Below are 23865 nucleotides of genomic sequence, written 5' to 3'. Positions count from 1 at the left end.
CGAGCGCATCTCAGGTCCTTCCCACGCCATCGGCAACAGGTGCGTCCCCGTAAACGATCAGCTTCACGATCTCGTCGACCGTGGTCTCGGTACGGCGGCGGATACCGGCCACCCGCCCGAGGTGCATGACCATGATCCGGTCGGCGGTCTGCCATACCTGCTGCAGGTTGTGGCTGATCAGCACAACCGCCTTCCCGGCGTCGCGCAGGTCGCGGACCAGACGCAGGACCCGCTCGGACTCCTGGACGCCGAGCGCCGCGGTCGGCTCGTCCATGATCACGACCTCCGCGCCGCCGATCAGGACGCGGGCGATCGCGACGGCCTGCCGCTGGCCACCCGACAGCAGGTAGACGGGGACCCTTACGGACGGCAGCTGGATGGTCAGCCCGGACAGGATCCGCTCGGCCTCCCGGTAGATCCGCCGCCGGTCGACGAACGGCCCGCGGCGGAACTCCCTGCCCAGGAGGAGGTTCTGGGCCACGTCGCGGGTGTCGACGAGCGCGAGATCCTGGTAGACCGTCGCGATCCCCGCCGCCGTCGCGTCGGCGGGTTTGCCGAACGTGACCGGGTTTCCGTGGACGTGCAGGCGGCCTTCTGTCAGGTCGTAGACGCCGGACAGGATCTTGATCAACGTGCTCTTGCCGGCGCCGTTGTCACCCACCACCGCGAGCACTTCTCCGGGGTGCAGGTCGAACGAGACGTCCTGCAGCGCCCGGACATGGCCGAACAACTTGCCGACGCTGTCGGCCGCCAGTACTGGTGCGGTCATCGGGCCCTCCGCCGTTCACCGATCGCGCCGAGGACGACGGCCAGGACGAAGACCGCGCCGCGGGCGAGCTGCTGGTAGTAGGAGCTGACCGACAGCAGGGTCAGCCCGTTGTTCAGCACGCCGATCACCAGGACGCCGGCGAGGGTGCGCTGGATCCGTCCCGAACCGCCCGCGAGCCCGATGCCACCGAGCAGCACCGCGGTCAGTACGTCGAACTCCGCGCCGTTGGCGTAGTTGGGACCGCCGCTGCTGGACGTCCCGGTGGTGATGATGCCGCCGATCGCGGCGAGTACGCCGGTGGTGACGAACACCCCGGTGTACAGCCATTTCGTCCGGATCCCGGCGCGCAGGGCCGCACTGGCGTTCCCGCCGACCCCGTAGATGTGCCACCCCATCCGGGTGAACGTCAGCAGCACCCAACCGACGAAGAACACGGCCGCCAGAATCCACACGGTCGTGGGCACTCCGAGCGGCCGCAGCTGCAGTGCATCCGGCAACGCGAGATTGGTCAGCGGTTCGGTCTGCCCGCCGGTGCTGACCAGCGCGATGCCACGCAGCACGATCCCGAGCGCGAGCGTGGCGATGATCGAATTGATGCCGACAGCAACCACGAGCACGCTGTTCGCGAGCCCGATCCCGACACCGACGGCAAGGCCGAGCAGCACGGCCATCGGCGTACTCCACCCGAGGCTCTCGATCGCGAGCGATACGACCACGCTGGTCAGCGCGATGTTCGCGCCGACGGTGAGGTCGAGTTGCCCGGCGATCAGCGCGATCGTCATGCCGGCCGCCAGCACGCCGGTGACCGCGACGGCCGCGCCCACGTTGAGCAGGTTGCGCTGGGTCAGAAAGTACGGCGACGCCTGGGCGAAGTAGACGACGAGCACGATCAGCGCGACGTAGATGCCGAGGTCGAGCACCCGGTCGGAGACCCGGCGCCGGCCCGCGCGGCCGGACTTCGGCGCCGGGCCCAACAGCCGGCGTGGATCGAGGACTCCGAGGACCCCGTGGGCTCCGGTCATCGCTTGCTGTCCCCGGGGTAGAACTGGTCGACGTTGGCCGCGGTCAGCACCCGGTCGACCCGGAACGTCTCGAACGGCTTCCCCATCGCCGTGGCGATCGCGGCCTCGACCCAGTTCCAGCCCTCCGCGTACGGCTGGTAGTCGACGGCGGCGACCAGTACACCCGCGTTGCTGGGATCGCGCAGTGCCAGCCGGGCCGCACTGTCCCCACCGTTGCTGACGGCAAGGATATCGCCGTCCCGGTTGGCCGCCTTGGCCGCGTTGACCGAACCGATCACCGGCTCGTCGCCGTACGAGACCACCAGCACGGCGTCGTCGGGATGGGCGGTGAGGAAGTCGTTGAAGGTGGTGCCGGCCGACGTGGTCGGGTCCTGGCCCTGCGGGGTGAGCATGGTCATGTTCGCGGCCGGGATGCCGAGCGCCGAGCCGGCCTGCGCGAACGCGGCCTTCACCCGGGCGTCGCACGGCTCGCAGTTCGCCGACGTCAGCCCGGCCACCAGGACCTTCCGGCCCTTCCACGGACCGGCCAGCTTGGCCTTGGCGGCCGCCGTCATCGTGTCGATCGACAGCGTGCCGACCTGCTTGTCGTCGACACCGAAGTGCGGCACGTCCTTGAACGACCCGTCGATCAGGACCAGCTTGGCCTTGTCCTGGCGGGCCTGGTTGTAGGTGGCGTCGTTCATCGGCTGCGAGCCGACGACGTCCGGCAGCTTCACCGCCAGTTGCTTGTACTGGTCGAGCTGGGTGTCGTACTTGAAGTTCAGGTCGGCCTGATCCAGGTCGACGCCGTAGAACTTGGCGGCGGCCTTCATCCCGTCCGCCCAGGTCGCGAAGTACGGGTAGCTGAGGCCGGGGTTCAGGAACGCCAGCCGGTACTTCTTCGGCAGCGTCTTCGGGACGGCGAACAGCGGTTTGACCTTGTAGGTCCCGGTGGCGGACGCGATCTCCGCCGCGGAGTAGGTGGCCGTCGACGCCGCACCGGCGGCGTCCGAGGTGCTGTCCTGCCCGCCGCCCGCCGAGCAGGCGGTCGCTGCGAGCAGGACGCAGGCGGTGCCGACCACGGTGGCGAGCGCGTGTTCGGCCGGCCGGGTACGTCGCGGACGCATGGGCTCTCCTTGCTTCTCGAGAGGAGTTGTTGAAATGTTTCAACACTCGGACTGTAAGGATGGCCCCGAACCTCGTCAAGGCCTCGTGAGCAGGGTTGTCCGATCCCGGACAGCCAACCTGGACAGCCGTCGACGGCCCGATCTAGGCTCATGGTTGAAATATTTCAAGACTGGAGCGTGATCGATGGAACGCCCGAAGGTCCTCGCCTATTACTTCCCCGGCTGGCACCGCGACCCCCGGAACGAGCGCTGGTTCGGAGCGGACTGGGACGAGTGGCAACTGCTGCGCTCCGCGACGCCGCGGTTCGCCGGCCACCGGCAGCCGCGGATCCCGCTGCTGGGGTACGCCGACGAGGCCACACCCGAGGCTGCCGAGGCGGAGATCGGCCTCGCGAAGGAGTACGGCGTCGACGGCTTCCTGGTCGACTACTACTGGTACGACGACGGGCCGTACCTGCAGGCCGCGCTCGACGAGGGGCTGCTGTCCGCGGCGAACAGCGACGACGTCCAGTTCGCGCTGATGTGGGCGAACCACGAGCTCCTCGACATCTTCCCGCACGGCGATCCCGCGAAGGGCACGCCGCGCAAGCTGAAGCAGGGTGCGATCGACCGCGCCGCGTTCGAGAAGCTCGGGCGGCACGTGATCGACAACTACTTCTCCCGGCCGAACTACCTCACCGTCGAGGGCCGGCCGTGGTTCTCGATCTACGAGCTCGGCAACCTGATCACCGGCCTCGGCGGGGTCGACGAGGCCGCCGACGCCCTGCGCTGGTTCGACCAGGAGGCCCGCCGGGCCGGGCATCCGGGCATTCACTTCGACGCCGTCGTCTGGGGAATCGCCGTCCTGCCGGCCGCTGTCACGGTCGACGACCCGCAGCAACTCGTGCGCGCGCTGGGGTTCGCGTCCGCGACGTCGTACGTCTGGGTGCACCACGCCGACGCGCGCGACTTCGACTTCCCGGTGGCGGACATCGGGCCGATGCGGGAGGCCGCGTTCGCCGAGTACGAGAAGTTCGCGGCCGAGCTCGACGTACCGTTCTATCCGAACGTGACCGTCGGCTGGGACGCCTCGCCACGCACCGAGCAGACATCCGCCTTCGAACGCGGCGGCTATCCGTGGACGCCGGTGTGGGACGCGACGCCGGAAGAGTTCCGGGACGGGCTGCTCGCCGCGAAGGCGTTCCTCGAGAAGCACCGGCCGCCGCACCCGATCGTCACGATCAATGCCTGGAACGAATGGACCGAAGGCTCCGCCCTGCTGCCCGACACCCACCACCAGCACGCCTTCCTGGAAATGATCCGGGAGGTCTTCGGGCACTAGGATGTGAGCCTTCCGGGTGGTGCGAGGGGTTTCTGTGGCGCGGAGCGTGACGATCAAGGACGTGGCGGCGCTGGCCGGCGTCTCGCTCGGCACCGTGTCGAACTATCTGAACGGGACCCGGACGGTCTCGCCGGACACCCGGGCCCGGATCGAGCGGGCGATCGAGGTCACCCGGTTCGTGCCGAACCGGGCCGTACGGGCGCTGCGCGGGAACCGCACGCACACCGTCGGGCTGCTCGTGCCGGATGCGGGCAACCCGTTCTTCACCGAGATCGCCCGCGGCGTCGAGGACGCGGCCCGCGGCCGCGGCGACGTCCTGGTCTACTGCGACACGGCCGGCGACGCCGAGCGGCAGTCGCTGTACATCCGCCGGCTCGCGGAGATGCGGGTCGGCGGGCTGGTGATCTCGGCGACCGCCGCGATGCCTCCCGACCTCGGCGACCTGGAGGCGGTCGGTACGCCGATCGTCGTGGTCGGCGGTGAGGGGATGTCGCTGAATACCTCGCGGGTCACGCTCGACCAGCGGCTCGGCGGGCAGCTCGCGATGCGGCATCTTCTCGACCTCGGCCACCAGGAGGTCCTGTTCGCCGGTGGTCCGGGCGGCGAGCTCGTGATGCAGGCCCGGTACCAGGGCGCGCTCGACGCTCTGGACGAGCGCGGCGCCGACCGTTCGACGCTGCACCGCTTGGACGCCGCCGGCCGCAGTGTACGGGAGCGCAGCGAGCTGGCCGACGAGATGATGGCGATGCGTCCGCGGCCGACGGCGGTGCTGTGCGGCAACGACCTGATCGCGATCGCGATCGTCAACGCGCTGATCCGCAGCGGGCGATCGGTCCCGGGCGACCTGGCGATCGTCGGGTACGACGACATCACCGACGCCCAGCTCGCGGTCGTACCGCTGACCACCGTGCGGCAGCCGGCGTACCGGATCGGCGCCTCCGCCGCGGAGCTGCTCTTCGAGCGTGCCGACGACCAGGCGAGCCCGCACCGGGAGATCGCGTTCGCCCCAGAGCTGGTCGTCCGCGACTCCACCGGGGCCTGACTGTGACAAGGCTCGGGGTCGGCTCACCCGCGTGGGGGAGTTGCCGAGACACCTTTGATCTCTAGGGTTTCCGGCATGGACGTCGTCGTGCTCAGGCTGGTCAATCTCGTCGCCTTCATGGTGATCTTCGTGCCGATCTCGCAACGGCTGCTCGGCGTACGGTTCGGAGTCGGGCGGCTCGCGGTCGGGGCGCTGATCACGTTGAGCGTGTCCGGACCGCTCGCGATCGCGATGATCGGGCAGCCACCGTGGACCGGGTCGAACGGCGCCGCGATCGCGTACATGGCGCTGATCGCGGTCTGCTCGATGCTCGCGGGGCTGGTGTTCCTGGTGCTGGCGGAGGCCATGGTGCCGACCGGATCGTTGCCGCGGGCACGGGATCTGCTGCGCGACCTGAGCGGCCGGATCGCCCGCACCCGCCGGTACCTGCAGATCCTCCGGATCGCGATCAAGCACGGTCTCGGCCCGTACCTGCGCGGCCGCCGGCGCCCCGGCCGGGAGAACGCGGCCGGCCAGGCGGACCTCGCCCGGTCGCTGCGGCTCGCGCTGGACGAGGCCGGCGTCACGTTCGTGAAGCTCGGACAGGTGCTGTCCACCCGCAGCGACATCATCCCGGTGTCGGTCGCCGAGGAGCTGAGCCGCCTGCAGGACCAGGTCACGGCGGCACCGTGGGCGCAGATCGAGGAGGTCCTCACCGACGAGCTCGGTGCGTCGCCGACCCAGCTGTACGCCGCCTTCGACACCGAGCCGCTCGCCGCCGCCTCGGTCGCCCAGGTCTACACCGCGCAGCTCGCCGACGGGTCCGACGTGGTGGTGAAGGTGCAGCGCCCCGGGATCGCGACCCTGGTCGATCGTGACCTCGACATCGTCCGGCGGCTCGCCCGGGTGCTGGACCGGAACACCGACTGGGGCCGTTCGATGGGTGTCCGTGCGCTCGCCGACGGGTTCGCGGACGCGATGCGCGAGGAGCTCGACTTCACCGTCGAGGCCGGCAACATGGCCACGGTGGCGGCCGGCAGTGCCGTTGCCGGCAGCAATGATCTCGTCGTGCCGCGGCTGTACCCGGAGCGCAGTACCCGCCGGGTCCTCACCATGCAGCGCCTCGACGGGGTCGGCCTCGGCAACGCGAACCAGGCGATCACCGAGCGCGGGCTCGACGGCAACCGGCTCGGCCGATCGCTGTTCGAGTGCCTGCTCGGTCAGGTGGCGATCGACGGGGTGTTCCACGCCGACCCGCACCCGGGCAACTTCCTGCTCCTCACCGACGGCCGGATCGGCATGCTCGACCTGGGCTCGGTCGGACGCCTGGACCCAGCCACCCGCGAGGCCCTGCAGCGGTTCCTGCTCGCCGTCGACCACGGCGACCCGGTCTCGGCGACCGACGCGCTGCTCGAGATCGTCGACCGGCCGGACGTGATCGACGAGCGCGGCCTGGAACGCGCGGTCGGGCAGTTCATGACCAAGCACCTGGCCGCGGGCGTCGCGCTCGGCCCGGCGATGTTCAACGACCTGTTCAAGATCATCACCTCGCACGAACTCGGCGTACCGCCCGAGGTCGCCGCGGTGTTCCGGGCCCTGGCCACGATCGAGGGCACGATCTCCCGGATCTCCCCCGGGTTCGACCTGGTGGCCGCGTCGCGGCAGTTCGCCGCCGCGCACGTCACCGACCGGCTGACCCCGGATTCGCTCCGCCGGACGGCGACCGAGGAGCTCACGCACCTGCTGCCGATGCTGCGCCGGCTGCCGCGCCGGATCGACCGGATCGCGGCCGCCGCGGAGAGCGGGCGGCTCGGCGTGAACGTCCGGCTGCTCGCCGACGAGCGCGACCGACGGCACTTCACCGGCTTGCTGCACCAGGCGTTGCTCGCGATCCTCGGCGCCACCGCCGGCATCATGGCCGTCCTGCTGCTCGGCACGCCGGGCGGCCCGAAGGTCACTCCGACGATGTCGCTGTTCCAGCTGTTCGGCTACAACCTGCTGGTGATCTGCGTGGTCCTGGTGCTCCGCGTCCTGGTCCTGGTCTTCCGCCTCCCGGGCAAAGCTTGACTTCAACCTCGCTTGAACTTCAACGATAGCGAGCATGACTGTACTGATGCCGCGACTCCGTCGCGGCGGCTCATGGGGCTGGAACTCCCGCTCTTCCCTCGTCGCTCCGGTCGCTTCGCTCCCTCCACTCCTCAGTCCAGAGCGGGAGGCCCCATGAGCACCACGGCCGCCGTGCCCCGGCCCAAATTGTTCAGCGGACAGCACCTGCCGTTGGTGCTCGGGGTGATCGGGCTCGTCACGCTCGGCGCGTTCGAGAACCGGGCGGTCGGTACGGCGCTGCCGACGATGGTCCGCGAGTTCGACGCGCTCGGCAGCTTCGGGCTGGCGAACGCGGCGCCGAATGCGAGCTACCTGATCTCGCTCGCGATCGCCGGCCTCTGGTCCGACCGCCGCGGCCCGATCCCGACGCTGCGCGCCGGCGCGATCTCGTTCGCGCTCGCGCAACTCCTGGTCGGGACCGCGACCGCGATGCCGATGGTGATCGCCGGGCGGCTGCTCAGCGGTCTCGCCGAGGGCCTGCTCGACGTCTCGTTGATGGTGCTCGTCGCCCGTGCCCTGCCCGCCGTCCTGCGGCCGCGGATGTTCTCGCTGTTCGCGGCGATGTGGATTCTGCCCTCAGTACTGGGTCCGGTGCTGACCGGCGTTGTCACGGAACAGTTCGGCTGGCGCTGGGTGTTCCTCGGCGCGGTCGCTCTGCTCGTGCCCAGTTGGCTCCTGCTGCGCCCGGCGATGCGGCAGGCTGCCGACGTACCCGCCCCGGAGCGCACCGCCGAGGACGCGGCTGAACTGGCGGCCTGGCGTGCTGCTCTCCCCTGGGCGCTCGCCGCATCCGTCGCACTGTTCTCGATGACGCTGGCCGGTGACCACCTGGAAGCGCATCCCATCATCGGCGGTACGGCGGTTGTGGTCGCGCTCGTGGTCCTCGGGCTGGCCGCCGTCCGCGTGATGCCCGCAGGGACCTTCACCGCGGGTCGCGGGTTCCCCGCCGTGGTCGCGGTCCGAGGACTCGGTGGAGCGGCGTTCGCCGGGACCGGATCGTACCTCCCGCTGCTGCTCACGCTGCAGCACAACTTCAGCCCGTCGCGGGCCGGTGTGACGCTGTCGATCACCGGTGTGTGCTGGGCTTTCGGGTCCTGGCTGCAGGGGCGCGAGCACGGGTTCGAGCGGATCGCCGTAATGCGAACCGGGCTGGCGTTCATGACGATCGGACTGGCCGTGACATCACTGCTCGCGTGGACCGACGCGACCAGCTGGATCGGTCTGATCGGCTGGGGTTTCGCGGGGATCGGGATGGGGCTCAGCTCGTCCAGCCTGTCGGTGCTGACGCTCGACCTGTCCGACCAGAACAACTCCGGCCGGAACAGCAGTTCCGGGCAGATGGCGGCGACGATGAGCATCGCCACCGCCCTCGCGGTCAGCGGCACCCTGCTCGCGTTCAACGCCGACGACCCGCAGGCGTGGGTCTTCGGCGCGATCGTCACGACAGGCGCCGTCCTCGCCCTGCTCGGCTTCCTTGCGGCCCCCCGGGCCCGCCGCTCCTGAGCCCCTCGCAGGCTTCGAGATTGATCGAAGCTGCGCGCAGCAGAACAGTTTCAGGCACAATCACGCCTTGACACGCCGTAATCCCGCATTTACGGTGAGGCCGAATTGGTAATTCGGTCCCGACCGTAATTCCTTGCGGGAGTGTGAGGCGACGGATGCTGACGAGGATCTGGCGGGAGCGCGGCATGTACGCGTTCGCCGTCCCGGGCTTCCTGTTCTTCGTCGTGTTCGCCTATCTCCCACTGCTCGGGAACATCGCCGCGTTCCAGAACTACTCGCCGTTCCTGGGCTTCTCCGGCTCGGAGTGGGTCGGCTGGCACAACTTCGCCACGATCTTCAGCGACCCGTCGGTGGCGATCGCACTGAAGAACACCTTGATCATCGCCGTGCTGCAGATCGTGTTCGCGTTCCCGGCGCCGATCGCCCTCGCGCTGCTGCTGAACTCGCTGATCTCCGAGCGCACCAAGCGGATCGTGCAGAGCGTCGTCTACCTGCCGCACTTCCTGTCCTGGGTGATCGTGATCGCGATCTGGCAGGCGGTCGTCGGCGGCGCCGGGCCGCTCGCCGACCTGATGGGCGCGCTCGGCGCCGACCACGTCAACGTGATGGCGAACCCGGACACGTTCAAGATCCTGGTCACCTCGCAGGTGATCTGGAAGGACATCGGCTGGGGCACGATCATCTACTTCGCCGCGATCAGCTCCGTCTCCCCCGAGCTGTACGAGTCCGCCGCGGCGGACGGCGCCGGTGGGTGGCGGCGGATCTGGCACATCACGCTGCCGGGCATCCTGCCGGTCACGTTGCTGCTGCTGATCCTGCGGATCGGCAGCGTGCTCACGGTCGGCTTCGAGCAGATCCTGCTCCAGGAGCCGACGGTCGGATCGGACGCCGCCCAGGTGCTCGACACGTTCGTGTACTTCCGCGGTGTCGTGGGCGGCGACTGGGGACTGTCGACCGCAGCCGGACTGCTCAAGGGCGTCGTCGGCACCTGCCTGGTCGTCGCCGCCAACAAGCTCGCGAAGCGGGCCGGCACGGACGGGTTGTTCTGATGGCGGGCCGCACCGGTACACCGCTCTGGCTGGAGCGCCCGTCCACTCCGGTCCGGATCGGCAAGGCGGTCGTGATCGGTTTGATCCTGCTCGTGATGCTGTACCCGTTCGCGTACGTGGTCCTCGCGTCCTTCGGCAGCAACCACTCGCACAAGCAGATCGGTCTGATCCCGAGCGACTTCTCGCTGAGCTCCTACACGAGCATCCTGAGCGGGGGTGTCGTCACGAGGGCGCTGGTCGTCTCGATCGGCATCACCACCGTCGGCACGCTGCTCTCGGTGTTCTTCACCGCGACGCTGGCGTACGGCCTGACCCGGACCAAGGACGTGCCCGGGACCAGGACGATGCTCTACCTGATCCTGGTGACGATGTTCTTCGCCGCGGGCATCATCCCGAACTACCTGCTGGTCAAGCGCCTCGGGCTGATCGACTCGTACTGGTCGCTGATCCTGCCGACACTGATCTCGGCGTTCAACATGATTGTCCTGCGCAACTTCTTCCTGCAGCTGCCCCGTGAGCTCCTGGACGCCGCCCGGATCGACGGCGCCGGCGAGTGGCAGATCTTCGTCGGCATCGTGCTGCCGCTGTCCAGGGCGGTGCTCGCGGTGATCGCGCTGTTCTACGCGGTCGGCTACTGGAACTCGTTCTTCAACGCGATCCTCTACCTCAACGACTCGGCCAAGTGGCCGATCCAGCTGGTGCTCAACCAGTACGTGCTGCGCGGCTCGTCGCTGCAGCAGATCCAGAACCCGGAGGCACCGGTCCCACCGGCCGAGGCCGTCCAGATGGCGGTGGTGGTGCTGGCGACCCTGCCGATCCTCGTCGTCTACCCGTTCGTGCAGAAGTACTTCACCAAGGGCGTCCTCACCGGCGCCGTCAAGGGCTGACCTGCCCTCTCGAAGGAGCCTCGAAGGAGCACCGTCATGACCAACACCTTCAGCCGCAGAAGCCTGCTCAAAGCCGGACTGGGCGCCGCCGCCGTGGCCGGCCTCGGCGCCGGCTGCAGTTCGGGCGGCAAGACCGCCTCGGGCGCGTCCGGCTCGTTCACCGTGCCGAAGTACATCCCCGCCGAGACCTTTCCCGGCGCGATCACCTCCAAGGTTCCCGGCGTACCGCTGGGTTACTCGAAGTACCCGCGGCCGCTGGTCAAGACGGTGGCCGACGTCCCCGGCAAGGGCGGCAAGGTCACGTCCCTGACGATGACCTGGGGCGGCCAGCCGAAGCCGCTGACCGGGAACAAATACTGGGAGGGCCTCAACCAGCGGCTCGGCGTGGACTGGGCGCCGACGATCTCGCCGGCCGACGGCTACGAACAGAAGCTGGCCACGATGCTCGCCGGTGGTGACCTGCCGGACCTGATGATCCTGCGTCCGTGCGCGGCGACGAACACCGCGCTGCGCCAGGGCGCGTTCGCGAACCTGAACGACGTCCTCGGCGGCGACGGCATCTCGAAGTACCCGCACATCGGCTGGACGCGGCCGGAGCAGTGGAAGCAGGTACTGGTCAGCAACAACCTGTACGGCATCCCGCTCGACGTCCCGATCTCCAACCAGCAGGTCCGGATCCGGATGGACTGGGCCCGCAAGCTCGGCTTCACCAAGCCGCCCGCGAACGCCGACGAGTTCCACCAGTTCCTGACCGCGGTACCGAAGGGGAACGTCGGCGCGAACGGCGGCAAGGCGTTCGGGCTGGCCACGTTCAGCGGCAAGGGCGGCGGCAACATCTTCGTCAACGAGATGTTCAAGGTGCCGAACGTCTGGCGGCAGGACGGCGACAAGCTCGTCCACATGTTCGAGTCCGACGAGTTCGCGAAGGCGATGGAGTACTCGGTCAAGCTCTGGAAGGACGGCGGCTTCCACCCGGACGCGCTCGCCCTCAGCCAGCAGAACGAGAAGGAACTCGGGCTGTTCACCGGCGGCCAGCTCCCGATCCTGTCGATCTCGATCGCGGGCTGGTACCAGGCGCCGTACAACGCGGTGGTCCGGGCGTCGAACGGCGGCATCGTGCCGTACGTCGTCCCCGGCGCGGACGGTGGCACCGGTACGTACTGGCTGGGCGGATCCGTGTACGGGCTGGTCGCGGTGAGCGCCAAGGCGGCGAAGAAGGACGGCCGGCTGGACGAACTGCTGCGGGTCGTCAACTACCTGAAGGCGCCGTTCGGCAGCGCCGAGAACACCTATCTGATGAACGGTGCCGAGAACGACTACTGGACCTGGAAGAACGACGCCCCGACCTTGATCGACGAGGACAAGTTCCGCGCCGACTCGGCCGCGCTGTACTACGGCTACCGCCCGAACGTCTGGTACGTCGCCGGTGAACCGACCGCGGCGAAGGAAATGATCGCGTACTGCGAGCAGGTCGTGCAGACCGGTGTGAGCAACCCGTGCGACGGCATCTCGTCGACGGTCGCCGATCGCGTCCAACCGGTGCTCGACGAGGTCGCGGGCAACTACCTGAACCAGATCGTCACCGGCCGCCGGCCGCTCATCGACCTGAAGGCGTTCACCGACGAATGGCGGAACCGGGGCGGCAACCAGATGCGGGACGACCTGCACAAGGCACTTCAGGAGCGCTGATGAGAACTTATCCGACAGTCGACGACGCCAGCGGACGGACGATCGGGGCGGCCGAGATCGCGGCCGTCACACGGGTGCTGGAGACCGGCCGCCTGTGGCGGGTCGGCGGGACCGAGGCCGATGCGCTGGAACGCGAGTTCGCCGAGCTGATCGGTTCCGGCTACGCGGTGGCCAGTGGGTCCGGATCGTCCGCGGTGCACCTGGCCGTGGCCGCAGTCGATCCGGAGCCCGGCGACGAATTCGTCGTCCCGCCGCTGACCGATTTCGGCAGCGTGCTCGGCGTGTTGTCGAACAACGCCGTACCGGTGTTCGCCGAGGTGGATCCGCTGACCGGTTGCCTGACGCCCCAATCGGTCGAGGCGTGCCTGACCGACCGGACCCGGGCCGTGATCGTGGTGCACCTGTTCGGGGGGCCCGCGGATGTCGAGGGCATCAAGGCGGTCTGCGCGCCGCGCGGCGTCGTGGTCATCGAGGACTGCGCGCAGGCCTACCTGACCGTCCCGCCGGGTGGCAGCACGTACGCCGGAACCCGCGGGCTGATCGGCTGCTTCAGCCTGCAGCAGTCCAAGCACATCACCGCCGGCGAAGGCGGCCTGACCGTCACCGACGATCCCGAGCTCGCGCGGCGGATGCGACTGTTCGCGGACAAGGGCTGGCCGCGGGACACCGGTCAGCGCGATCACCTGATGCTCGGGCTGAACTACCGGATGAGCGAGGTGGCCGCCGCGATCGGCCGTGTACAGCTCACCAAGCTGCCGGACGTCGTACGGCGTCGCACCGAGGTCGCTGCTGCGCTGTCCGAGCGCTTGCGCGACCTGCCCGGGCTCGTGCTGCCACGTCCCGAGGGGCATTCGTACTTCCTCTACCCGCTGGTCCTCGACGTCGAGACGACCGGGTTCACGAACCGGGAGTACGTCGCGCAACTTGCGGGGACGGGCGCTCCGGTCGGAGCCGGGTATCTCCAGCGGCCCGTGTACCGGACGACGGTCCTGACCGAGAAGCGGACGTACGGGACGTCCGGCTACCCGCTGCACGCACCGCCCGCGGCGACCGAGCCCGACTACGCCTCCGTGCGCTGCGAGGTGACCGAGGACCTGATCGCGCGCCGGCTGGTGATCGCGCTGATCAACGAAGGATTCGGCGACGCGGACGTCGACGCTCTGGGCGATGCGCTGACCGATGCGTACAAACACGCGGCAGACCAGGTCGCCTGACGGCACGGGCAGGGCGGTTACAGTGCGGTCATGGCGGATCAGGGCACCGGTGCTCGCTACGAGGAGGTCTCGGTCGGGCTGGTCGGCGGCGAGTCGTTCGTTCGCCGGATGGTCCAGATCGCGCGCCAGGGCAGTACGCCGGGGCTGCGCGTCGAGCCTGCCGTCTACCAGGACGAGAGCGAGGCTCCGCAGCGCGCGCGGGCCTTGATGGAGCGCGTGGACGTACTGCTGTTCGCCGGCCCGCTGTCGTACGACCGCACGCTGGCCGAGGGTGATCTGGCCGTGCCGGGGCTGTACGTGCCGCCGAGCAGCGCGGCCTTGCACGCGGCGCTGGTGCAGGCGATGAGTACGTCGGCGTTCGACCCCGCCCGGATCAGCGTGGACTCGGTCAAGGAGCAGGAGGTCAAGGACTGCTACGCGGAGGTCGGGCTGTCCGCGCGGCGGGTCCGGGTGCGGCCGTACCAGGAGGAGCTCGAGCCAGGCGACTACCTGGAGTTCCACCGCAAGCTCTTCGCGGCTGGCCGGACCTCCGGTGCGGTCACCACGATCGCGGCGGTGGCGGACGCTCTTGAGGCGGACGGCGTGCCGACCGTGCTGATGCGACCGTCGACGCAGACGATGCGCGAGACGTTGCGGGCGGCGATCCTGACCGGGAGCGGCGCGCGGCTGTCCCGTTCGCGGATCGCGGTCGTGATCGTGCAGGTGCCGGACTCGGCGCTGCCGACGCGGACGAGCCCCGCGCAGTACTGGTACCAGGAGCTGCGGCTGTCGCTGCACCACGAACTGCTGCACGACGCCCGCCGGATGGACGCGATCGTGCTCCCCCACGACCAGACCAGCTTCCTGGTGATCAGCACGCTCGGTTCGCTGGAGACGATCACCGGCGAGCTCGAGACGGCACCGTTCCTGGCCCGGGTCCGCGAGGCGCTGAACCTCGATCTGCAGGTCGGCATCGGGCTCGGCCGGTCCACGCTCGAGGCGGAGAACAACGCGTACCGTGCGATCGCGATGGCGGTCGCCGACGACGCCGACCTCGCCTACCTGGTCGGCTCCGACGAGCTCGTCCTCAGGCTCCCGGCCGGACCAGCCACCGAGGTGCCGCCGGTCGTGGACGAGACCCGCGACCTGGAGACGCTGCGGATGCTCATCCAGGACCTCGACAAGTCCGGCGACGAGGCCCGGCTGGTGGATGCCGAACAGGTCGCCGGGATCCTCGGCGTCACGTTGCGGACCGCGCGCCGGACGCTGCGCGGTCTCGTCGACAGCGGACTGGCCTGGCCGATGCCGGCGGCCCGCGCGGGCAAGGTCGGCCGGCCGCCGATGGTGTACCAGCTCCTGGACGAGCGCCTGAATTAAGGTCAGCGGAAATTCCAATTAGGCTCTTGCGCATATAGCGGATCCCCGGGCAGTCTTGGGCGCGTCGACCGAGGAGAGGCGCGCGCCGTGAGAAAGCTCGGATTGTTGCTGATCGCAACGACATTGGTGGCCGGACTGGTCCAGGCGGGTCCGGCCCAGGCCGCCGCACCGGCCGGGGTGTTCCAGGATTTCGAGACCGACGCGGACCTGCAGGGCGCGACCGTCACGCTGCCGCAGGCCGACAAGCTCGAGCGCACCGCCGACCCCACACACGGCAGCTCCGGGCTGAAGTTCACCGTCGGCCCGGCCAACACACCGGGCGCAAGTGCCTCGTCCGGCATCAATCTGTACGCCGGTACGCCGAGCCTCCCCGTCTCCGACTGGTCCGGGCACACCGTGCTCGGCTTCGACTTCTTCACCGAGCAGGACTACACGACCGTCGGCCGGATCACGGTGCGGGACCAATCGAACAAGGCCTGGGGCGTCGACTACCCGATCCGCGCCCGCGACTGGACCCCGATCGACCTGCGGCTGAGCACGATCGCGGCCGCCGGGGTCGACATCAGCCGGATCGCCTACATCGGGTTCTCGATACCGCGGTCCAAGACGCCGGTGATCGGCCACTACGACGCGTTCCGGCTGGTCGACAGCTACCCGTACGACGAGACGCCCTACGCGGACCAGGCTGCGACGCAACTGCTGCGGCTGGCGGATTTCAACGGCGTACTGACAAAGCTCTCGGAGCAGATCAAGGGCCTCGACCGGTCGCTCGGGCACGGCGCGGCTGACGAACGGTTGCGCAGCCAGGTGCGGGGCGCGGCGGCGCAGTGCGCTGACCTGCTCTCACAGCTCGGTCCGATGACTTACTTGCAGTACAAGCCGTTCAACGCGGCTGTTGCGGCGCTGCAGCGGACAGTCCCGCGGCTCGCGAACACGATTCAGGCCAGAGCACACGCCCGTACGGCGGACTTCGGGCTGGAGTCCGCGGACTCGATGAGCCTGGTGTATCCGAAGGACCTGCCGTTCGTCTCGACCGGCACGGCGCCTTCCGTGTCGCTGACGCGTGGTGAGTACGAGAACGTGCAGGCCGTCGTACTGCCGTTTGCGGAGCCGCTGTCGGACGTACAGGCGCGGGTCACCTCCGTTTCGGGCAAGGCAGGTGCACTGCAAGCGACGGTGGCGCCTGTCGGTTCGCTGAACGTGACGCCGACGAGTCAGTACCACCGCCCCACGTACGCGGGGTGGACGCCGGATCCGATCCGCGACGATCTGAAATCGGTGGACGTACCGGCGGACTCGTTCCAGCCGTACTGGATCCGGTTGAAGACCGCGCCGACCGCGGCGCCCGGGACGTACCACGTGACCGTCACGTTCTCGGCGGGAGGCAAGCACACCCGGACGATGACTGTTGCAGCGAAGGTCTGGCCGGTGACGGCACTGGACGCGCCGAAGCTCAACACGACGTTCCAGTTCACGCCGGCGATCGTGAACGACATCTACGGGATCACCGATCCAGCGGCGCAGGAGGCGACCAAGCACCAGTACTGGTCCTTCCTGCACGACTACAAGATCGAGCCGGACCAGCTCTACACCTGCTCGTGCATCCCGTCGAATGCGAACCCGGTGATCGTGCCGACGCCGGTCGAGGACGTGCTCTACATCCGCGACCACTACGGTCTGCGCGACTTCAACGCGTTCTACCTGTGGGCAGGGTTGCTGAACCCGTCCAAGCCGGAGACGTGGCAGGCGCAGATCGATACGTGGATGGCGCAACTGCGGACCGCGATGGCCGACTACAAGGCTGCGGGGGTCGACAAGTACGCGTACGTGTACGGATTCGACGAGGCCAGTGGACCGTTGCTGCAGGCGGCGAAGCAGACCTTCGCCGCAGTGAAGAAGGAGTTCCCGGACCTGCCGATCCTGACCACGCTGCGGGACAACTCGATGGGCGTCGACACCGGGCTCGCCGGACTCGTCGACATCTGGGCACCGCAGCAGGATCTCTACAACCAGGCGGTCGCCGAACGGACCCGCGCCCGCGGCGACCAGGCGTGGTGGTACCCGGACATCGCGACCGGCTCCCCGCTGCCGAACTGGTTCAACGGCTACCCGCCGATCGACAGCCGAACGTTGGCCGGGCCAATGTCCTACAAGGCCGGTGTGGAAGGCATGCTGTACTACGCCACGAACCGCTGGCTGCGCACCGACCACGCGAACCAGCTGCTCGTGAACGACGGCATCCTGTCGGCCTGGAAGGCAGCGACCTTCAACGGTACGGCCGGCGACGGCTCGATGTTCTACCCGGGTCCGAACGGTCCGATGGCATCGATCCGGTTGGAGAACTTCCGTGACGGCATGGAGGACTACAACCTGCTCTGGATGCTCGACCAGAGCCTGAAGACCAACCCGCAGCTCCCGCCGCCACTGCGGGCCCTGGCCACCAGACTCCTCAGCGCCGACGCCGTGGTCACCGACCAGCGAACCTTCACCGAGGACCCGGTGCGCTACCGCAACTGGCGCACCAAGGTCATCGCAACGCTGACGGCAATTGAAGGCTAGAGTGAGCGTATGGCTGACCTTTTGACCGACGATCAGATCGACCTTGCGTTGCGCGATCACCTGCCGGAGTGGAAGGTCGTGGACGGCGAACTGGTCCGCAGCGTCTCGAACGGCAACTTCCTGGACGGCATCCGCCTGGTCGCCACGGTCGCGCAGCTCGCCGAGTCGATGAACCACCACCCGGACATCGACATCCGCTACACCACGATCACCTTCCGGGTCAGCAGTCACGAGGCCGGCGGCATCACCGAGGACGACCTCGTCCTGGCCCGGCACATCGACACCGCAGCCGGCTGACGACTTCCCGTCATGACGCCTGTCGGCCACGACAGGCGCTGGTGTGGTGTGCCCAAAGCCCTTAATTCTAAGGGATGACAATATCTTCGGCCGCGACTCCGTCGCGGCGGGTCCTGGGGCTGTTACTCCCGACCGGACACCGCCTCATCCTCGTCAGCGCCCTGACCGTCCTCTCGGCGCTCCTGCCTACGTCCGCCCAAGCTGCGGAGCCCGGCTGGTTCTGGAATCGGCCGCATTGCGACACCGTGTACGGCGACGGGTCGGTGACGATCACCGAGACCGACGGCGAGATCCTCGCCCCGACGACCGGCAAGCTCCGCGCCGTCACGTACGCGAAGGTCGCCGCCCTGCAGGAGCCGAACACGTTGATCAGCATCGGCCAGCAGACCATCCAGCGCTCCAGCGACGCCGGCTGCAGCTGGCAGTTGCTCGACAAGACCCCCGACGACCTGTCCACGTACGACGTTCAACCGGGGCCGGGCGATTCGGCGTACGTTTATAGCGTCAACGACCAGCCGATCTACCGCGTACACGGCGGCCGGGTCAGCGCGGTCCTCGGCCCGGTCGAGTGGCACGGACTTGCCGCGCTCGACGCGCGCCCGGGACGGCTGCGGGTGGTCTCCGGCGACGGGCAGTTGTATGACTCCACCGACGACGGGGCCAGCTGGCAGCGCGTCGGCGTACCGGCCGCTCGCAATCTCTTCCTGTACGACGCTGCCGTCGATCCGCGGAACCCCGACCACATCGTCATCGGTGTCAGCTCCAACGGTGTCTACACGACGTTCGACGGCGGCCGTACCTGGACGCAATCGCGCCCGGTCGAACGAGTGAACGCGTTCACCGTGGTGATGTCGCCGGCCGATCCGTCGAAGGTGTGGATGGAGGGGTACGACCGGGACCGGGCGACCCGGTTCATCTGGGAGTCCACCGACGGCGGGCTGAAGTTCCGCGAGGTGCTGGACCAATCGCGGGCCACGCTGATCAACGGCAACCATCTGTGGGCCTCGCCGACCGATCCGGACCTGCTCTACTTCAGCTACGGCACCTCGTTCGCGAACTTCGGCGCCGATCTCTACCGCTTCGTGCCCTCCACCGGCGCGCTCACCAAACACCACAACCGCAACGACGGCATCCCGTCCCTGGCCTTCAACCCGGCCAACCCGCAAATCCTCTACCTCGGCCTCGCCGAAGAACGCTGATCAGCCCGCCCGACGACGCGGCCGGCCGTCACCGCCGCTGAGCTGGCGGCGGCGCGGTCGACTCGCGGAAGATCAGGCGGTTGATACCGGTGGGCGGCGCCGGGACCGGTTCGTCGCGGATCTCCGCAACGAGCCGACGGATCAGGGCACGACCCTGCGCCTCGCGGTCCACCGACACCGTGGACAGCGACGGCGTCGTGAACCTGCCCATCTCATCGTCATTCCAGCCGAAAACGCTGAGGTCGCCAGGCACGCTCCAGCCACGCTCCGATGCTGCGCGAATCGCGCCCATCGCGATCAGGTCGTTCGCCGCCACGACGGCTGTCACAGCGGTGTCGGCCGGCAGCATGGTGATGGCGTCGTACCCGGACTGCGCGGACCAGTCGCCGTCGACGGCGCCGACCGAGGTCAGGCCCAGGCGCTCGACGGTCTCCAGGTAGACCTGCTTGCGGTTGCGTGCCGAGGCGAAGCTCTCCAGGTCGCCGGAGAGGTGCAGGAAGGTCCGATGTCCCAGCCCGGCGAGGTACTCGATGGCCTCCCGAATCACGCCGGCGTCGGCGAAATCCGCGAGGTCGTGCAGCTTGTCGTCGTAGGCACTGCTCTCGACGATCGGCACCCGGTTCGCCTTCTTGCCTTTCAGGTTGAGCGGTGACAGGGCGAGAATGCCCTCGACCTGTCCCGACCTCGCCAGTTCGTCGACCCGAACCGAACGCGCCGCGGAACCACCTTCGACGCTGACGATCTCGACCTGGAACCCTGCCTCGTGAGCGGTCCGCGACGCCGCGGCCAGCAGCCGCCCGGGAAAATGGTCTCCGGAGGCGAGCACGATCGCGAGCCGGTTCGTGTGCCGGGTGCGCATCGACCGCGCCACCAGGTTCGGCCGGTAGTCGAGGGTCTTCACGGCGTACTCGACCTTGATCCGGGTCTTCGGTTTCAGGCTGTCCTTGTCCTGCAGGTACCTCGACACGGTCGTGTGCGAGACGCCGGCCAGGCTCGCCACTTCGTGGATGGTGGCCGGCCGTCTGGATGCTGACTCTGCCACGTTCCCCCCTCCGGACACAACGACGTGTCTTGCGCTCCGCAGCGTATCACCGGGTCTTGACACCCCAACAATGCTGCGGTTAGCTACCGGCTCAGAAGTGGATCGATCACTTTTTATTCTGACGACCAGGGAGAGCCTGTGGCTGAAGCTGACACCGCTCCTCGGGTGCGTGACGAAGCGTCGCGAGCTGCGGATTCCTCCCACCCCACGGGGGTCCGGAAGCGCTCGCTGCTAGTGCGTCTGAGGCGTGACTACCCCGTACTCCTGCTCGCGGTCCCCGGAATGCTGATCCTGCTGGCATTCCAGTACTACCCGCTGTGGGGCAATATCATTGCTTTTCAGGATTATCAGCCGTACCTCGGGATAGGTAAGAGTCTGTGGTCCGGATTCCAAAATTTTTCCGTCATCTTCAGCGGTGACCCGGAATTCCTGAATGCGGTCAAGAACACCCTGGTGCTGACCGCGATCCAGACCGTGATCGTCTTCCCGGCGCCGATCGTGGTGGCCCTGGTGCTGCACAGCCTGCTCTCGAACAAGCTCCGGCAGTTCGTCCAGACGGTCATCTACCTGCCGCACTTCATGTCCTGGGTGATCGTGGTCGCGATCTTCCAGCAGGTGCTCGGCGGCACCGGCATGATCAACAACTGGCTGCGCGGCCACGGGTACGGCCCGATGCACATCATCGGCAACGCGGAAGCGTTCCGGGCCTTGCTCACGTCGCAGGTGCTCTGGAAGGACACCGGCTGGGCGACGATCCTCTTCCTGGCCGTGCTGTCCCAGATCGACCGTGCGCTCTACGAGGCGTCGGCGGTGGACGGCGCCAGCCGCTGGCGGCAGACCTGGCACGTCACCCTGCCCGGCCTCAAGCCGATCATCATCCTGCTGCTGATCCTCAAGCTCGGCGACTCGCTGACGGTCGGGTTCGAGCAGATCGTCCTGCAACAACAGGCGGTCGGTGTCGATGCCAGCGATGTCCTCGACACGTACGTCTACAACAACGGCATCCTCGGCGGGAACTGGGGGGTGGCAGCGGCGGTCGGCCTGGTGAAGAGCGCCGTCGCCCTGGCCCTGGTGCTGTCCGCCAACAAGATCGCTCACCGCCTCGGCGAGGAAGGCGTGTACCGCGGATGAAAACCAAAGCACCGACCACGATGGTCGGCGGGATGCCGATGCCGGGCCTCGCGGAACGCATCGGCAAGGCCGTCTTCCTGACCGTCATCTGCGCGATCGTCGTGGTGCCGTTCATCGGCGTGATCTCGACCAGCCTCGCCACCCCCGACGAGGTGACCAAGGCCGGCGGGTTCGTGATGTTCCCGACGCACGGGCTCGACTTCACGGCGTACCGGTCGATCCTGTCCGGCGGGACCGTGACCCAGGCGCTGCTGATCAGCGGCTTCGTGACGGCCGTCGGGACCACGATCGCGATCCTGCTGACCTGCACGCTCGGCTGGGCACTGAGCCGTCGCGGCACGGTCGGCAACCGGGCGCTGCTGCTGCTCGTACTGGTCAGCCTGCTGTTCAACCCGGGACTGATCCCGTCCTACCTGGTCGTCCAGCAGTTCGGACTGCTGAACAGCCTGTGGGCCGTGATCGTGCCGGTCAGCGTGAGCGCGTTCAACGTGATCGTCGTCCGCTCGTTCTTCGTCGGCCTGCCCGCCGAGATCATCGATGCGGCCCGGATCGACGGTGCCTCGGAGTGGAAGCTCTTCCGGCACATCGGCCTGCCGCTGTCCAAGGCGGTGATCGCCGTGATCGGGCTGTTCTACGGCGTCGGCTACTGGAACAGCTTCTTCAACGCGATGTTGTACCTCAACGACAGCGCCAAGTGGCCGCTGCAGCTGGTGCTGCGGACCTACGTCGTGAACGGCGTCGAGATCGGCGGCCAGGACCTCGGCCTCGGCAGCGAGGCGGTACCACCGCAGACCTCCATCCAGATGGCGATCCTGATGATCTCGATCGTCCCGGTGCTCTGCGTCTACCCGTTCATCCAGCGGCACTTCGCCAAGGGCGTCCTCACCGGCGCCGTCAAGGGCTGACCCACAGACTTCGAAGAGAGGGAACACCAATGAGTGTCTACGATGCGCGGCTCGGCCGCAGAGCCGTGCTGGCCGGTGCCGCGGCGCTCGGGCTGGCCGGTACGGCCGCCTGCTCCAACGACGGCCGCGGCGCCTCGGGGGCGGGCAACGACGCGGCAACCCAGACCAAGATCCGGCCCACGTACGAGCGCTACACCGGCGTGAAGCCTGATCTGGCGGGCGCCGAGTACAACATCCCGGACGCGTTCAACAAGTACCCGGCGAACCCGGTCCAGGCGATCACCGAGGCTCCGGGCGACGGCAAGCCGATCACGGTGACGACGTACACGAACACGCCGATCCCGCCGAAGCTCGAGCAGAACACGTTCTGGCAGGAGTTCAACAAGCGCGTCGGTTCGCCGGTCCAGGTGAACCTGACGCCGTCGGTGGACTACGACAAGAAGTTCGCCACCGTGGTCGCCGGCGACCAGCTGGGCGACCTGTTCGTGGTCGGCGGGATCCCGCAGAAGCCGCAGATGCTGGCGGCGAAGGCCGTCGACCTGACACCGCACCTGTCCGGGGACAACATCAAGAAGTACCCGTACCTGGCGAACCTGCCGGAGGTCGCCTGGAACTCGGGCATGTTCGACGGCAAGATCTACGGCGTCCCGATCCCGCGCGGGGCGATCAGCTCGCAGGTGATGTACAGCCGCGGCGACATCCTCAAGGCGCAGGGGCTGAACCCCGAGGTGAAGAGCGCCGACGAGTTCCTCGAGCTCTGCAAGGGCCTGACGAACAAGAAGCTGAACCGCTTCGCGCTGGCCACCGCGCCGACCCAGTTCGTCCGGAACATGTTCGGGATCCCGAACAACTGGAGCAAGGACGGCGACAAGCTGGTCAGCAACCTGGAACACGACGGCCACGAAGAGGTCTTCGCGATCCTGCAGAAGCTCTGGAAGTCGGGCTACATCCACCCGGACGCGTACGCCGGGCAGAACCTGGACATGAAGACCCGGTTCGCGAACGGCTCGAGCCCGCTCGTCCAGGACACGCTCAGCGGCTGGCCGACCTACTTGCAGACCTTCACCGACGACAACGCCGAGATCGCGATCATCGCGCCGCCGAAGCACGACGGCTCGGGGGCCGGCAACGTCTGGCTGGGCTCGCCCGCGATCGGCGTCACCGCGATCAGCAAGAAGGCCGAGGCCCGGGTCGACACGCTGCTCGGCTACCTGAACTTCCTGGCCACGCCGTTCGGGACCCAGGAGTATCTGTTCCGCAAGTTCGGGCTGCCCGGCGTGCACCACAAGCTGGTCGACGGCAATCCGGTGCTGAACGCGAAGGGCTTCAGCGAGGTCCAGCTGGGCCTGATGTACCAGGCGGACGGGCCGTGGACGATCTTCCTGCCCGAGAAGGCCGGCAGCGCGGAGAACCAGTTCAACGCGATGAAGACGGTGATCCCGACCGCGCTGGCCGACCCGGCCGCCGGCTTGTACTCCGAGACCAGCAACCGCAAGAGCAAGCAGATCGGCGACGCCATCAACCAGGTCACCGACGACATCGTGCAGGGCCGGAAGCCGGTTTCGGCCTGGGCGCCGGCGGTAAAGAAGTGGAAGAGCGACGGCGGCGACAAGATCGCCGACGAGCTCGCCCAGGCACTGAAGGCCGCGGGCTGATCCGCCCGCCGGCCAACGCATCTCACCACAGATC

General features: G+C 68.2%; 19 protein-coding genes. 15 read left to right on the top strand and 4 right to left on the bottom strand.

Annotated elements, in window-relative coordinates:
- Positions 1-10 precede the first annotated feature (10 nt).
- The 3 genes from ACGFI6_RS34540 to ACGFI6_RS34530 are packed head-to-tail and all read right to left on the bottom strand — an operon-like array spanning position 11 to position 2897.
- Positions 11-769 carry an ATP-binding cassette domain-containing protein gene (locus ACGFI6_RS34540; RefSeq protein ID WP_393126167.1) on the bottom strand — a complete coding sequence of 253 codons (759 nt, stop codon included), beginning with the start codon at positions 767-769 and terminating at the stop codon, positions 11-13.
- Positions 766-1791: an ABC transporter permease gene (locus ACGFI6_RS34535; protein ID WP_393126165.1), complete on the bottom strand. Its 1026-nt coding sequence runs from the start codon at positions 1789-1791 to the stop codon at positions 766-768. The genes ACGFI6_RS34540 and ACGFI6_RS34535 overlap by 4 nt, the downstream gene beginning before the upstream one ends.
- Entirely contained in the window at positions 1788-2897 is a 1110-nt protein-coding gene (locus ACGFI6_RS34530) for a sugar ABC transporter substrate-binding protein (RefSeq protein WP_393126163.1), read from the bottom strand. Before ACGFI6_RS34530 ends, ACGFI6_RS34535 begins: the two co-directional genes overlap by 4 nt.
- A 184-nt stretch (positions 2898-3081) precedes the next feature.
- On the opposite strand from ACGFI6_RS34530, the gene ACGFI6_RS34525 reads away from it, so the two are divergent.
- The 12 genes from ACGFI6_RS34525 (at position 3082) to ACGFI6_RS34470 (ending at position 19098) form a co-directional block, all read left to right on the top strand.
- Positions 3082-4218 (top strand): glycoside hydrolase family 99-like domain-containing protein, encoded by a 1137-nt coding sequence (locus ACGFI6_RS34525; protein ID WP_393126161.1) that lies wholly within the window; start codon positions 3082-3084, stop codon positions 4216-4218.
- A gap of 34 nt (positions 4219-4252) precedes the next feature.
- Positions 4253-5260 carry a LacI family DNA-binding transcriptional regulator gene (locus ACGFI6_RS34520; RefSeq protein WP_393126159.1) on the top strand — a complete coding sequence of 336 codons (1008 nt, stop codon included), beginning with the start codon at positions 4253-4255 and terminating at the stop codon, positions 5258-5260.
- Positions 5261-5335: 75 nt separating this feature from the next.
- Complete coding sequence (locus tag ACGFI6_RS34515) at positions 5336-7306, top strand: ABC1 kinase family protein (RefSeq protein WP_393126158.1); 1971 nt, start codon at positions 5336-5338, stop codon at positions 7304-7306.
- Positions 7307-7459: 153 nt separating this feature from the next.
- Complete coding sequence (locus tag ACGFI6_RS34510; protein WP_393126156.1) at positions 7460-8848, top strand: MFS transporter; 1389 nt, start codon at positions 7460-7462, stop codon at positions 8846-8848.
- Positions 8849-9003: 155 nt separating this feature from the next.
- Positions 9004-9897, top strand: a complete 894-nt coding sequence (locus ACGFI6_RS34505) for an ABC transporter permease (protein WP_393126154.1) — start codon at positions 9004-9006, stop codon at positions 9895-9897.
- Positions 9897-10784, top strand: coding sequence for a carbohydrate ABC transporter permease (locus tag ACGFI6_RS34500; protein ID WP_393126152.1), 888 nt, complete (start codon positions 9897-9899; stop codon positions 10782-10784). The genes ACGFI6_RS34505 and ACGFI6_RS34500 overlap by 1 nt, the downstream gene beginning before the upstream one ends.
- Before the next feature lie 36 nt (positions 10785-10820).
- Positions 10821-12473 (top strand): hypothetical protein, encoded by a 1653-nt coding sequence (locus ACGFI6_RS34495; RefSeq protein ID WP_393126150.1) that lies wholly within the window; start codon positions 10821-10823, stop codon positions 12471-12473.
- Positions 12473-13687, top strand: coding sequence for a DegT/DnrJ/EryC1/StrS family aminotransferase (locus ACGFI6_RS34490; protein ID WP_393126149.1), 1215 nt, complete (start codon positions 12473-12475; stop codon positions 13685-13687). The genes ACGFI6_RS34495 and ACGFI6_RS34490 overlap by 1 nt, the downstream gene beginning before the upstream one ends.
- A 30-nt stretch (positions 13688-13717) precedes the next feature.
- On the top strand, positions 13718-15043 hold the full coding sequence (locus tag ACGFI6_RS34485; protein WP_393126146.1) for a hypothetical protein: 1326 nt from the start codon (positions 13718-13720) through the stop codon (positions 15041-15043).
- An 87-nt stretch (positions 15044-15130) separates the two neighbouring features.
- Entirely contained in the window at positions 15131-17602 is a 2472-nt protein-coding gene (locus ACGFI6_RS34480; protein WP_393126144.1) for a glycoside hydrolase domain-containing protein, read from the top strand.
- A 9-nt stretch (positions 17603-17611) separates the two neighbouring features.
- Positions 17612-17899, top strand: a complete 288-nt coding sequence (locus ACGFI6_RS34475) for a 4a-hydroxytetrahydrobiopterin dehydratase (protein ID WP_393126142.1) — start codon at positions 17612-17614, stop codon at positions 17897-17899.
- Between the two features lie 74 nt (positions 17900-17973).
- Positions 17974-19098 (top strand): hypothetical protein, encoded by a 1125-nt coding sequence (locus ACGFI6_RS34470; RefSeq protein ID WP_393126140.1) that lies wholly within the window; start codon positions 17974-17976, stop codon positions 19096-19098.
- 28 nt (positions 19099-19126) lie between these two features.
- On the opposite strand, the gene ACGFI6_RS34465 is transcribed toward ACGFI6_RS34470, so the two are convergent.
- Positions 19127-20098: a LacI family DNA-binding transcriptional regulator gene (locus ACGFI6_RS34465; protein ID WP_393126138.1), complete on the bottom strand. Its 972-nt coding sequence runs from the start codon at positions 20096-20098 to the stop codon at positions 19127-19129.
- Positions 20099-20422: 324 nt separating this feature from the next.
- On the opposite strand from ACGFI6_RS34465, the gene ACGFI6_RS34460 reads away from it, so the two are divergent.
- The 3 genes from ACGFI6_RS34460 to ACGFI6_RS34450 are packed head-to-tail and all read left to right on the top strand — an operon-like array spanning position 20423 to position 23831.
- Positions 20423-21271, top strand: a complete 849-nt coding sequence (locus ACGFI6_RS34460) for an ABC transporter permease (RefSeq protein ID WP_393126136.1) — start codon at positions 20423-20425, stop codon at positions 21269-21271.
- Positions 21268-22176, top strand: coding sequence for a carbohydrate ABC transporter permease (locus ACGFI6_RS34455; protein ID WP_393126134.1), 909 nt, complete (start codon positions 21268-21270; stop codon positions 22174-22176). The genes ACGFI6_RS34460 and ACGFI6_RS34455 overlap by 4 nt, the downstream gene beginning before the upstream one ends.
- 29 nt (positions 22177-22205) lie before the next feature.
- The gene (locus tag ACGFI6_RS34450) at positions 22206-23831 is read left to right on the top strand and encodes a hypothetical protein (RefSeq protein ID WP_393126132.1); all 1626 of its coding nucleotides are present in this window, start codon (positions 22206-22208) and stop codon (positions 23829-23831) included.
- Positions 23832-23865 lie beyond the last annotated feature (34 nt).

It is taken from the genome of Kribbella sp. NPDC048928, assembly GCF_043197975.1.
Taxonomy (GTDB): domain Bacteria; phylum Actinomycetota; class Actinomycetes; order Propionibacteriales; family Kribbellaceae; genus Kribbella.
The sequence above is the reverse complement of the archived record's forward strand: the minus strand, read 5'-3'. Positions and strand labels throughout refer to the sequence as shown.